We start from the raw sequence: 12,595 nt of genomic DNA, 5'->3' as shown, positions 1-12,595 counted from the left end.
ATGAAAAATCATGGTAGCAATCAAAGACAAGGTCAAAACCTTTATCGTCGACAACTTCTTGTTCGGCGACACGTCGTACGAGCTTGCGGACTCCGCATCACTGATCGAGAACGGCATCATCGATTCGACGGCCGTGTTGGAGCTCGTGGCATTCATAGAGGATGATTTCGGCATAGCGATGGTCGATGCCGACATCGTACCGGCCAATCTGGATTCGATTGACCGCATCTCAGCCTTCATCAAGGCAAAAGCAGAAGCGCTGGCAGCGTAGGCGCCATCGGCGAGGAGCGTCCGTGCGGATCGAACATTTTCTGACGGCGAAAGCCGCTGCCCATCCAGCCAAAACGGCATTGATCACCGAGCACAAAAGGCTGTGCTACGAAGAGCTGGACGATCTCTCGAGCCGCCTGGCCGCCGCCCTTTTCATGAATGGCGTCAGGCGCGACGACCGGGTGCTGATCTTCATGGACAATTGCTGGGAGGCTGCGGTTTCGATTTTCGCGGTTCTTAAAGCAGGCGCGACTTTCAGTCCGATCAACGCATCCACCAAGGCCGAAAAGCTGGCCTACATCATCACCGATTGCGATGCGGCCGGGATTCTCACGCAAGCAAGACTGATGCCCGTGGTCACCGAGGCGTCCGAATACTCAGGCAAGACCGGTATCTTCGTGGCTTCCACCGTTGCTGCCGATAACCAATGCCCGGCAGGAGCCACATCCCTGGCGGATTGCTTGACGTTTCAAGCCGGGGAGATTGACCATCGCGGCATTGACGTCGATCTTGCGATGTTGATCTACACCTCGGGCTCGACCGGCCGGCCCAAGGGTGTGATGATGACGCACCGCAATTGCGACGCGGCGGCCGACTCCATCACCACCTATCTGCGCAACTCGCCCGACGACATCATCTTGAATGTTCTGCCGCTCGCCTTCGACTACGGCCTCTATCAGTTGCTGATGGCCGTCAGGCTCGGCGCCACGCTCGTGCTCGAGAAGTCCTTCGCTTTTCCCCAGGCGGTCTTTGAACGCATCCGCCAGGAACGAGTCACCGGGCTTCCGCTCGTGCCCACGATGGCAGCGATGATCCTGCAGATGCGTGATCTGGCGCCGGGCTTCCTGCCCAGCCTTCGCTATATTTCCAACACGGCGGCTGCCTTGCCGCCCTCTCACATAGAACGCCTTCGGTTCCTTTTCCCCGGTGTCAGGCTCTATTCGATGTATGGCCTGACGGAATGCAAGCGCTGCACCTATCTGCCGCCCGAGGAGCTCGACCGCCGGCCGGGCTCGGTCGGAATAGCCATTCCGAACACCGAAGCCTTTGTCGTCGACGACCACGGGCAACGGGTGCCGCCGGGCGTAGCAGGCGAGCTGATCATTCGCGGGCCGCACGTCATGCAGGGTTATTGGCGAAACGAAGCTGCGACGGCACGAGCCCTGCGCCCGGGTCCGAACCCTTGGGAGAAGGTTCTCTACACCGGCGATCTGTTCAGGGCCGATGAGGAAGGCTTTCTTTATTTCGTCGGCCGCAAGGACGACATCATAAAGTCGCGGGGAGAGAAGGTGGCGCCCAAGGAGGTGGAAGCCGTGCTTCACGCTCATCCGGGCATCGCGGAAGCGGTGGTTGTCGGTGTGCCGGATCCCGTGCTCGGGCATGCGATCGGTGCAGTTATCGTACGGTCCGACCCGGCGCTTAGCGAAAAGGATATAATCCGTCACTGTGCACGCCACCTTGAGGACTTCATGGTCCCCAAGGTCATCGAGTTCCGCCGGGAGCTGCCGAAGACCGATACCGGCAAGGTCAGCCGTCGGCTTGCGGCAGAAACCCTGGAGGCCGCGCAATGAATGTTCGCCCGACCGAGGATGCGCGGACCTTTCTGGCGCAGGCTCTGGCAATCGACCTGATCACCGAAACGGACCGTATCGTAACGGCCTTGCGTCAGCAGTTGCGCGGGCTTCGCAAGCGGGGCCTTGTACTCGGTCTTTCGGGCGGGATCGATTCGAGCGTGTCGGTCGCGTTGGCGGCACGAGCCGTCGGGCCCAAGAATGTGCTTTGCCTGTTCATGCCGGAGAGCGATTCCGATCCTGAAAGCCTGCGGCTCGGCCGCCTCGTCGCCGAAACTTTCGGTGTCGAGGCTGTGACGGAGGATATCGGGCCGATCCTGCGCGCAATGGGCTGCTACAAGCGTCGCGACGCCTTCATTCGCGAAGTGGTCCCGGAATACGGCGAAGGCTGGGCCTCGAAGATCGTCATTGCGAACGCGCTCGAGGGCGGGGGTTACAACATCTCATCCCTGGTGGTGCAGGATCCGGACGGCAAGCAGACGAAACTGAGAATGCCGCTGCCTGTCTATCTCGGCGTCGTCGCCGCTACCAATATGAAACAACGCACCCGCAAGCAGATTGAATACTATCATGCCGACCGCCTGAACTTCGCCGTTCTTGGAACGCCGAACCGGCTGGAATACGATCAGGGTTTCTTCGTGAAGAACGGTGACGGCGCCGCGGACGTCAAGCCGATCGCCCATCTCTACAAAACGCAGGTCTATGCGCTTGCGGCCCACCTCGGTGTTCCGGAGGAAATCCTCAACCGGCCTCCGACCACCGATACCTACTCGCTGGCGCAGACCCAGGAGGAGTTCTACTTCTCGCTACCCTATGACCGTATGGATCTTTGCCTTTACGGTCTCAACAACGGCGTGGCGGCTGAGGTAGTGGGACAGGCGGCGGGGTTGGCCGCCACACAAGTGGAACGCGTCTGGGCCGATATCATCGCCAAACGCAGGGCGACGCGTTATCTGCACATGCGCCCGCAACTCGTCGAGGAAGTCGAAGAACTCGGCACCTGACAAACAGGTAGAGCGGTGTGCACGGTTCGATTTGCATGCGTCTCGCTCTAGCTGAAACGGCTCCCGATCAGCCGGCTCCATTGCTCGCCCGCAAGCCCGTTCAGGAAGGCTTGCGAGTTCTTCATCGCGTCCAACAGCTCTGGATCACGCGAATGCACCACCGTTGAAGCAACGGTCAGGAAAGCGATCCGTCGTCCAAGCATCGCCTCTAGAAGTGCAGGTTGAACACGTCCGCGCAGGCCGCTGACGCCGCGCGCGGCGGCATGATCGATCAGGCAGTCTATCACGGAGCCCGCCTGGCCGGGCAGGGCGAGGATCTGCAGCACGCGGCCAATTTCATACTTCCGTGCGTAATAGGCGAAGGCGCCGACATTGGTGCCGACTGGCGACGTCACGCAAACATAGACAAGCTCGCCCAGATCCGGCTTTTGTGCGGCATCGGTCAGGATGTGGTCGAGTTGGTCTTCCGTCCATTCCGGGCGTAGCGCGAAACGCGCGATAAACGGCTCGATTAGCTTGGCAAATGTGTGGCTATCGATTTCGGACATCCGAAATCCCCCGTGACCTGCCCCGTCCGCCGCCACACCCGACCAGCGCCGTTCGCTGGACGTCATCCTCCTGCAATAGAATCGGTCGACGGCACGCGCCAACGGATTGAGCGCTCGGGCAAGCTCCATGCGATTGGCGGAAAGGCTGAGCATGAAGGTCGCTGGCCGCATCACACGCACCCAGTCGAGGCTGTATTGCGGCAGGACCACGCCGCGCAGCCGGGTCCACAATTTCACGGAGATATCGTTGGCCGTCTCGCTGAAGGAGATGTCCTGCGGACCATCCAGGTAAGCTTTCAGCAAGCGGGCGCCGGCCAGCGGGTCGTGCTCATGGTCCTCGACCATGAGCGAGCTACAGATGGCGGCGCGTACTTGACGGCCGTTGAACGTCATCGGCAACACATGAACACCGACAAACCCGGAGACACGACCGGCGTCGTTGACGTAGACAAGCGACCGGAGGTTGTCTCCGCAACCGGGCGCATCCAGATAAAACCGTTTCATGTATTCCACGAGAGAGACCGGCGCTTCGGTCCTTTCCTTCAACAGCACGCGTTGAAACATGTTCGCGACTGCCGGGAGATCGGCGCCTTGCAAGGCGCGAATGACGCTCAAGCCCGGCTCCCGCCACCAAAGTTCCGCCCACCGAGCTTCCGGGCCAAGGCGACGCCATGCACGAGAACATCGGGCGCGCGTTCCAACTCGTCGCCCATGAAGCCGTGCAATCTCGGCAAGTTGCGATCGCCCCGGTGACCGAACGGAGTACTGAATTGCTGCGGCAAGGTGGAACCCTTTGCTTGACCGACGAAAAACCGGCGTCATTGCTGCTAGCAGATTCAGGTAAACCGATATTAAAGTCGTTGCTTTGAATGGTAGCGAACCTGGTTGTCCGGGCCTCATACCTGGGCATCAGCAATTTTGGTTCCTGGCGGACGACCGGCGTGAGTTGCGTGCTCCACGTCGAACCGTTTCGGCTAGCCAAAGTTTCGTGCGGCGGCTCTTGACTGGGAGCGCGGGCGGAATACGGTGAGACAAATACCGGCTCTGGCCGCCGGGCGGCAAGAATGCCTCGTATGCCTCGCCTTGCGGCGGTGGCTGCGGGGCATTGTCATTTTGAGGCTTTGCTTGAAACGGCATATCGAGATCGGCATTCTCTATTCACGGTCCGGCAACTACCGGCTGGTGTCCGAATCCTGCCGCGCAGGCGCGGTGAACGCCATCGCCGACGTCAACGCCGATCCCGCTGTCCCCTTCGAATTCGTCCCGGTCGAGCGCGACCCGCAGGGCAACATCGATCGGTATGCAAGCGGCTGCGCGGACATTCTCGCCAACAGCGGCGCGCGTCACATCATTGGCTGCGTCACCTCGTGGAGCCGCAAGGAGGTCATTCCAATCCTGGAAAGGGCAGGCGGCACGCTGTGGTACGCCTGCCCGTACGAAGGCTTCGAAGCTAACGAGCACGTCGTCTATACGCACGCCTGCCCCAATCAGCATCTCGTACCGCTGCTTGCCTATGTCGTGCCTCGTTTCGGCGCCGACGGCTTCCTGCTCGGTTCCAACTACATCTGGGGTTGGGAGACCAACCGTGTGGCGCGCGACCTGATTGCGGACGCCGGCGGCAAGGTGCTGGGCGAACGCTATCTGCCGCTCGGCGAGGTCGACGTTGCGCGGCTGATCGCGGAGGTACAGGCGACGAGACCTGATTTCATTCTGAACAATCTCATCGGCCCTTCGTCCTATGCCTTTATCGCCGCCTATGCCGAGCTTGGCCGGCGCGACCCGCATTTCAGGCCGGAGCGTTGCCCGATCCTGTCCTGCAATCTCACGGAATGCGAATTGCCGGCGCTCAACGGGGCAGGCAATGGCCATCTTTCCGTTGGGCCCTATTTTCACGACATCTCGGGTGCGGATCGCGGAGCGGCTTCAGTGTCTTCCGTTATGCCTGCCTCATCCTTCGAGGCGGCGGCTTATGCCTCGGTGCGCACGCTCGCAGAGATACTCACCCGCAACCCCGGTGCACAATGGATGGACCTTCCCAAGGTCTTTGCCGGAACATCATTTCGAACGCCGCTGGGCGACATCGCCATCGACCCGCAAACCCAGCATGCTACGTTGCCGGTGCAGATCGGACGTATCGATGGAACATCGTTCAAAACGGTCACGCTGACGAAGGGCGTGGCACCCGATCCCTACCTTTCCCGCTATGACCGGACGGAGACGTTCGGGCGGCCACGCCTGCGGGTGGTGTCGTGAGCAAGATGGCGCGTATCCCGAACCTTGGAGGCGCCAGGGCTTTTGTCCTGCATCGTCCACATCCGACCGTGCAGGCGATCACAAGGCAATTGTCGGCCATCGGGCTTGAGGCGATTGGCTTCTGGCCGGAACTGCCGGCCGAAGCCTTGGCGGCGGACTTCGTCTTCTTCGACGTCGACCTCGGCTTTGACGAGCAATTTCCGTGGAAGCCGGGCGAGGCCCCGATGCCGCTTATAGCGCTGATCGGCTCCGAGGCGCCGGGGCGTGTCGAATGGGCACTGTCGCACAAGGCCGATGCCCAATTGCTGAAACCGGTCGGCAATGCCGGCGTCTATAGCGCGCTTTTGATCGCAAGGCAGAGTTTCGAGGCGCGCAAGCTTCTGGCCGGCGAGATCGCCTCGCTTCGTCAGCGGGTCGCGGAGCGCCAGACCATCGTACGCGCGGTGGAGGCCTTGTCGAAGGGTGCCGAGGACGGCCGTGCCTATGCGCAGCTCCGCTCGCTGGCGATGAGCTGGCAAATCAGCGTCGAGGAAGCCGCGCGCAGGATCGTGGCGATGACACAAGAAGAAGGCGACGATGACCAATCCGATCGCGCCTGAGCTTTCAGCCGCCGGGCGTATGCCAGCCAAGCCTCGCGCCGGCCTCTGGCGACGTCTGCTAAAACGGCCTCTCGCTTTGCTCGGCCTCGGGATTATTGCCCTTGTCTTGGCCGGCGCCGTCCTTGCACCGTGGCTGACAGGCTACGATCCGAACGAGCAGATGTTCGACGGGCTCACGCTTGAAGGCGCGCCACTGCCGCCGGGAGCCCAGTTCTGGCTAGGCACCGACCTGCTTGGCCGCGACCTGCTGACCCGTCTCCTATTCGGCGCGCGCACGTCGCTGATCATCGGCATCGTCGCCAATGGCGTGGCGCTTCTGATCGGCACGCTAGTCGGCATCACCGCCGGCTACTTCCGCGGCTGGATCGGAAGCGCGCTTATGCGCTTCACCGATTTGATGATGGCTTTCCCCGCGCTGCTGCTCGCCATCTGCCTGGCGGCGGTCCTCCAGCCGAGCCTGTGGATCGTCGCCATGGTGATCGCATTGGTGAACTGGGTGCAGACCGCCCGCGTCATCTACACCGAGACAAGTTCGCTCTCCGAGCGCGAGTTCATCGATGCCGAGCGCACCATCGGCGCAAGCGCTCCACGTATCCTGTTTCGCCATATCCTGCCCCACCTTTTGCCGACGATCATCGTCTGGGGCACGCTCGGCATCTCGACGACGGTGCTTCTGGAAGCGACGCTCAGCTATCTCGGCATCGGCGTGCAACCGCCGACTGCTTCCTGGGGCAACATCATCTTCGAAAATCAAACCTATTTTCAGGCAGCGCCCTGGCTGGTTTTCTTTCCGGGTGCGGCGATCCTGGCGCTGGCGCTAGCCTTTAACCTGGTCGGCGATGCGCTGCGCGACATCCTCGATCCGACGCAAAGGGGGCGGGCATGATCGCCTATCTCGGCCGCCGCGTTGTCCAGTCGGTTCTCATCTTGCTCGGCGTCTCCCTGATCACCTTTGCGCTGCTCTATCTGCTGCCCGCCGATCCTGTCCGCCAGATCGCCGGCCGCAGCGCAACGCCCGAGACGGTCGAGAGCATCCGCCGGCAGCTCGGTCTCGACCAGCCCTTTGTCGTCCAGTACTGGCACTACCTGACCAGCCTTCTCAGCGGTGATCTGGGGCGCTCCTACATTCAGCGCTCGGAGGTCACGGAGCTTATCGTCTCGCGGCTGCCGGCAAGCCTGCTGCTGATGGTTGGTGCCATTGCTTGCGAAGTCATGATCGGGCTGACGATGGGCCTCATCGCCGCCATCAAGCGTGGCACCGCCACCGACCAGTCGCTGATGGTCGCCTCCTTCGTCGGCGTCTCGGCACCGCAGTTCGTCGTCGGCCTGCTGCTGCTTTATGTATTCGCGGTGCGGCTCGGCTGGTTCCCGATCGGCGGTTACGGCACCTGGCGTCATCTGGTGCTGCCGTCGCTGACCATGGGAATTCTTGGCGCCGGATGGTACGCCCGCATGATGCGCTCGTCGATGATCGACGTGCTGCGCCAGGATTACGTGCGTACCGCGCGTGCCAAGGGTCTTGCACGCAGCGCCATTATCTTCCGGCACGCGCTGCCCAACGCCATCCTGCCGGTCATCGCCATGATCGGCATAGACATCGGCATCTTCATGGGCGGCATCGTGGTTGTCGAAAGCGTGTTCGGCTGGCCAGGCATCGGCCAGCTAGCCTGGCAGGCCATTCAGCGCATCGACATTCCGATCATCATGGGAGTCACCCTGGTTTCGGCCTTTGCCATCGTGCTCGGCAATCTCCTGGCCGACACTGTCGCACCGTTCATCGATCCGCGCATCAAGCTCAGATGAAAACCAAAAAATCAGAGAAAGGGAACATGACATGAGAAAATATCTGATATCCACCGTGGCAGCATCGGCGCTTGCGCTGGTGCTTGGCATGACGAGCGTACGCGCCGAAGACATTGTCGATCCGAATGCCAAGCAGGGCGGCGCGATCACCATCACCTACAAGGACGACGTCGCCACGCTCGATCCGGCCATCGGCTATGACTGGCAGAACTGGTCGATGATCAAGAGCCTGTTCGACGGGCTGATGGACTACGAGCCGGGCACCACCAACCTGCGGCCCGACCTTGCCGAGAGCTACGAGATTGCGCCTGATGGCAAGACCTTCGCCTTCAAGCTGCGCCATGGAGTGAAATTCCACAACGGCCGCGAGATGACCGCCGACGACGTGAAATATTCGCTAGACCGGGTCACCAATCCAAAGACACAGAGCCCGGGTGCCGGCTTCTTCGGCTCGATCAAAGGCTATGACGATGTCGCTGCCGGCAAGGCGGAAAGCCTGGCCGGCATAACCGTCGTCGATCCCTACACGATCAAGTTCGAGCTGACCCGGCCCGACGCCACCTTCCTGCATGTCATGGCGATCAACTTCTCGCACGTCGTGCCGAAGGAAGAGGTCGAAAAATACGGCGCGGATTTCGGCAAGCATCCGGTCGGAACCGGCGCCTTCAAGCTCGCCGAATGGACGCTCGGCCAGCGCGTGGTCTTCGAGCGCAACCCGGATTACTGGCACAAGGGTCTGCCGCATCTCGACAAGATCACCTTTGAGATCGGCCAGGAGCCGATCGTGGCGCTGCTGCGGCTGCAGAAAGGCGAGATCGACGTTCCCGGCGACGGCATTCCCCCGGCGAAATTCCAGGAGGTGATGGCCGATCCCGAGCAGAAGGCCCGTGTCGTCGAGGGCGGCCAGTTGCACACCGGCTATATCACCATGAATACCACCATTGCGCCCTTCGACAATGTGAAGGTACGGCAGGCGGTCAACATGGCGATCAACAAGGACCGCATCGTCCAGCTGATCAACAACCGTGCGGTGCCGGCCAATCAGCCGTTGCCGCCGTCGATGCCTGGCTACGACAAGGAATTCAAGGGCTATCCCTATGACGTGAGCAAGGCCAAGGCTTTGCTTGCCGAGGCCGGGCATCCCGACGGATTTGACACGCAGTTGTTTGCCATGAACACCGATCCCAACCCGCGCATCGCGCAGGCCATTCAGCAGGATCTGGCGGCGGTCGGCATCAAGGCCAGTATCCAGTCGCTCGCGCAGGCCAACGTCATCGCCGCCGGCGGCGACAAGGCCGGTGCGCCGATGATCTGGTCCGGCGGCATGGCCTGGATCGCCGACTTCCCCGATCCGTCGAACTTCTACGGACCGATCCTCGGCTGCGCTGGTGCCGTCCCGGGCGGCTGGAACTGGTCGTGGTATTGCAACAAGGAGCTCGACGCCAAAGCAGCCGAAGCCGACTCCATCGTTCACCCGGCCAAGGCTGGCGAGCGCGCCAAGATGTGGAGCGAGATCTACGGCAAGATCATGGAAGACGCGCCCTGGGCACCGGTGTTCAACGAGCAGCGTTTCACCATGAAATCAGCCCGCATGGGTGGCGCCGACAACCTCTATGTCGACCCGGTCCACATCCCGATCAACTACGACAATGTGTATGTGACCGATGTGCAATAACTGCGACTACACCATCCACGGGCGCCACCATCATTTCGGCTGGGACAATTCCTTTGTCCCGGCCGAACGAGTGGCGCCAGGGTCGACGATCGAGTTCCAGTGCCTGGACTCGTCCGGCGGGCAGCTGACGATGGAGAGCACCGTCGACGACGTTGCTGTGCTCGATTTTGCCAAGGTGAACCCGGTCACTGGGCCGATCTATGTCGACGGGGCGGAGCCGGGCGACGCCCTGAAAATCACTATCGAGGCGTTCAAGCCGTCCGGCTTCGGGTGGACGGCAAATATCCCGGGATTCGGTCTGTTGGCGGATGACTTCACTCAACCGGCACTGAATATCTGGAAGTACGACGCCGCCTCGCTCGAACCGGCGCTGTTCGGCAAGAGCGGCCGGGTGCCGCTCAAGCCCTTCGCCGGCACCATCGGCAATGCCCCGGCTGAGCCGGGTCTGCATTCGGTGGTCCCGCCGCGGCGCGTGGGCGGCAATCTGGACATACGCGATCTCGCTGCCGGCACGGTGCTCTACCTGCCCGTAGAGGTCGCGGGAGCGTTGTTCTCGGTCGGCGACACGCACGCCGCGCAAGGCGACGGCGAGGTCTGCGGCACGGCAATCGAGAGCCCCATGAATGCCGTGCTGACGCTCGATCTGGTCAAGGATGCCCGGCTGCGGACGCCGCGTTTCACAACGCCCGGTCCGGTGTCGCGGCATCTCGACGCCAAGGGCTATGAGGTGACAACCGGTATCGGGCCGGATCTGATGGACGGCGCCAGGAGCGCCGTCTCCCAGATGATCGACCTGCTCTCCGGCCGCTACGGCATGGATCCGGTAGATGCCTATATGCTCGTCTCGGTTTGCGGTGACCTGCGCATCAGCGAGATCGTCGACATGCCCAACTGGGTGGTTTCGTTCTACTTCCCCCGCTGCGTCTTTGAATGAACATGGAGGACATCAAACGATCCGGGCAGGCCGCCTCGGAGAGTGGCTCCATTAGGCCGGTACTCAGCGTCTCAGGTCTGAGCGTCGCCGTGCGTGGCGAGGAGGGCGAGCGCGACGTCGTTTCCGACCTGACATTCGGCCTGATGCGCGGCGAAACGCTTTGCATCGCCGGCGAGTCCGGTTCCGGCAAGTCGATGACGGCGCTGGCCATCATGGGCTTGCTGCCGCAGCCGGCGGCACGCATCAGATCAGGCTCCATCCGGCTCGGCGATCAGGATCTCGCGGCTCTCAGCGAGAGCGGAATGCGCCGCATCCGCGGCAACCGTATTGCAATGATCTTTCAGGAACCGATGACATCGCTCAATCCGGTTCTGTCCATCGGCCGTCAGCTCACGGAGGCGATCGAGGCACACACCTCGCTGTCGCGCTCCGACTCGCGGCTGAGGGCGCTCGAGGCGCTGAAGGCAGTCCGAATTCCGGATGCCGAACGGCGGCTCGAGCACTATCCGCACGAACTCTCAGGCGGCATGCGTCAGCGCGTGATGATTGCCATGGCTCTGGCCCTGAACCCGGATGTGCTGATCGCCGATGAGCCGACGACCGCCCTCGATGTCACGGTTCAGGGCGAGGTGCTGGAGCTGCTGCGCGACCTGCAGCGCGAGCACGGCACCAGCGTTATCCTGATCACGCACGACATGGGCGTCGTCGCCGAGATGGCGGACCGCGTCATTGTCATGCGCGACGGACGGATGGTCGAGCAGGGCAGGGCGGCTGACATCTTCAATCGCCCGCAGGCCGACTATACGCGCGAGCTTCTGGCCGCCGTGCCGCGTATCGGCGGCGGACGGATGGCCGAAGACCGACAGGATGCCGCCAACATGCCGGCCGGGCTTGTACATGTCGGCGATCTTCACGTCCGCTTCGACCTGCGTGGCGGCTTCTTCGGCCGCGTCGACCGCAGGGTGCACGCGGTCGAAGGCGTCAGTTTCTCGATCGCGCCGCACGAAACCCTGTCGCTGGTCGGCGAATCGGGCTGCGGCAAGTCGACGACGGCCAAGGCGATCGCCGGGCTGGTGCCCTACATCGGCAGCATTTCAATCGGCGGCCAGGACTTGTCGGCACTCAGCCGAAAGGAGCGCAAGGCTGTCCGCCGCAATGTGCAGATGATCTTTCAGGATCCCTTCGCGTCCCTCGACCCGCGCATGCGAGTAGGCGATCTCGTCGCCGAGCCTCTGCTGATCCACGGCCTTGGCGACAGAGAGCAACGGCGTGCCCAGATCGCCGCCCTGTTCGAACGCGTGGGCCTCTCCGCTGACCAGATGGAGCGCTATCCCCACGAATTCTCCGGCGGGCAGCGCCAGCGAATCTGCATTGCACGGGCGCTGGCGCTGCGACCGAAGCTGATCATTGCCGACGAGAGCGTCTCTGCTCTCGACGTGTCGGTGCAAGCGCGCGTGTTAAGATTGCTGAAGGAACTGCAGCGCGAATTTGGCGTCGCATATCTCTTCATCTCGCACGACATGGCGGTGGTAGAAAACATCTCCGATCGCGTGGCGGTAATGTATCTGGGGCAGATCGTCGAGATGGGCACCCGCGACCAGATCTTCTCCAACCCGTGCCATCCTTACACAAAGCGGCTGATCGAAGCCGTTCCGGTTCCCGATCCAGGCCGCCGGCGCGCCCGGTTCGCCCGCTTGGACAGTGAAATTCCAAGCGCTGTGCGGCGCATCGGTGACGAGCCCCGGAAGCTCAAGCTTGAAGATGTTGGCGACGGCCACCTCGTCGCCACTTGAGCGAGCTTAGGCTACCTCGTCCAGCCAATCCGCAGGGCTCGGGGACAGCAGCCTATGCGATGCTCGGGCGCGGGAAATGATCGGCGATGCTGCTGCCGTGACAGCGCCAGTCGGCGATGCCAGTTTACATCTGACATGTTAGCGT

General features: G+C 62.1%; 12 protein-coding genes. 11 read left to right on the top strand and 1 reads right to left on the bottom strand.

Features of this window, described 5'->3' with window-relative positions; genetic code table 11:
- The first annotated feature begins 7 nt into the window (after positions 1-7).
- Genes NKJ17_RS13990 through nadE form a run of 3 tightly spaced genes read left to right on the top strand, consistent with a single transcriptional unit; the run spans position 8 to position 2,845 of the window.
- On the top strand, positions 8-271 hold the full coding sequence (locus tag NKJ17_RS13990) for an acyl carrier protein (RefSeq protein WP_254818658.1): 264 nt from the start codon (positions 8-10) through the stop codon (positions 269-271).
- A 22-nt stretch (positions 272-293) separates the two neighbouring features.
- A complete protein-coding gene (locus NKJ17_RS13985) occupies positions 294-1,841 on the top strand; it encodes a class I adenylate-forming enzyme family protein (RefSeq protein ID WP_352688939.1) in 1,548 nt (515 codons plus the stop codon).
- The gene (nadE, locus tag NKJ17_RS13980) at positions 1,838-2,845 is read left to right on the top strand and encodes an NAD(+) synthase (RefSeq protein WP_352688936.1); all 1,008 of its coding nucleotides are present in this window, start codon (positions 1,838-1,840) and stop codon (positions 2,843-2,845) included. The genes NKJ17_RS13985 and nadE overlap by 4 nt, the downstream gene beginning before the upstream one ends.
- Positions 2,846-2,892: 47 nt before the next feature.
- On the opposite strand, the gene NKJ17_RS13975 is transcribed toward nadE, so the two are convergent.
- A complete protein-coding gene (locus NKJ17_RS13975; RefSeq protein WP_352689026.1) occupies positions 2,893-4,008 on the bottom strand; it encodes a hypothetical protein in 1,116 nt (371 codons plus the stop codon).
- A 56-nt stretch (positions 4,009-4,064) separates the two neighbouring features.
- Here NKJ17_RS13975 and NKJ17_RS13970 point away from each other — a divergent pair, with 56 nt between their 5' ends.
- From NKJ17_RS13970 to NKJ17_RS13935, 8 genes are all read left to right on the top strand, one after another.
- Positions 4,065-4,262 (top strand): hypothetical protein, encoded by a 198-nt coding sequence (locus tag NKJ17_RS13970; protein WP_352689029.1) that lies wholly within the window; start codon positions 4,065-4,067, stop codon positions 4,260-4,262.
- A gap of 256 nt (positions 4,263-4,518) precedes the next feature.
- Positions 4,519-5,646 (top strand): transporter substrate-binding protein, encoded by a 1,128-nt coding sequence (locus NKJ17_RS13965; RefSeq protein WP_352688934.1) that lies wholly within the window; start codon positions 4,519-4,521, stop codon positions 5,644-5,646.
- Positions 5,643-6,245, top strand: coding sequence for an ANTAR domain-containing response regulator (locus NKJ17_RS13960; RefSeq protein WP_352476692.1), 603 nt, complete (start codon positions 5,643-5,645; stop codon positions 6,243-6,245). Before NKJ17_RS13965 ends, NKJ17_RS13960 begins: the two co-directional genes overlap by 4 nt.
- A gap of 19 nt (positions 6,246-6,264) precedes the next feature.
- Positions 6,265-7,131 carry an ABC transporter permease gene (locus tag NKJ17_RS13955; protein ID WP_352689023.1) on the top strand — a complete coding sequence of 289 codons (867 nt, stop codon included), beginning with the start codon at positions 6,265-6,267 and terminating at the stop codon, positions 7,129-7,131.
- Positions 7,128-8,048 (top strand): ABC transporter permease, encoded by a 921-nt coding sequence (locus NKJ17_RS13950; RefSeq protein ID WP_352688931.1) that lies wholly within the window; start codon positions 7,128-7,130, stop codon positions 8,046-8,048. The genes NKJ17_RS13955 and NKJ17_RS13950 overlap by 4 nt, the downstream gene beginning before the upstream one ends.
- A gap of 31 nt (positions 8,049-8,079) precedes the next feature.
- The gene (locus tag NKJ17_RS13945) at positions 8,080-9,723 is read left to right on the top strand and encodes an ABC transporter substrate-binding protein (RefSeq protein WP_352688928.1); all 1,644 of its coding nucleotides are present in this window, start codon (positions 8,080-8,082) and stop codon (positions 9,721-9,723) included.
- Complete coding sequence (locus NKJ17_RS13940; RefSeq protein WP_352688925.1) at positions 9,713-10,657, top strand: acetamidase/formamidase family protein; 945 nt, start codon at positions 9,713-9,715, stop codon at positions 10,655-10,657. Before NKJ17_RS13945 ends, NKJ17_RS13940 begins: the two co-directional genes overlap by 11 nt.
- A 2-nt stretch (positions 10,658-10,659) precedes the next feature.
- Positions 10,660-12,450: an ABC transporter ATP-binding protein gene (locus tag NKJ17_RS13935; protein ID WP_352688922.1), complete on the top strand. Its 1,791-nt coding sequence runs from the start codon at positions 10,660-10,662 to the stop codon at positions 12,448-12,450.
- Positions 12,451-12,595: the final 145 nt, after the last annotated feature.

Source organism: Mesorhizobium sp. M0208 (assembly GCF_040322015.1).
Taxonomy (GTDB): domain Bacteria; phylum Pseudomonadota; class Alphaproteobacteria; order Rhizobiales; family Rhizobiaceae; genus Mesorhizobium.
Note: the sequence above shows the minus strand (reverse complement) of the source record. Positions and strands in the feature narration are given on the sequence as shown.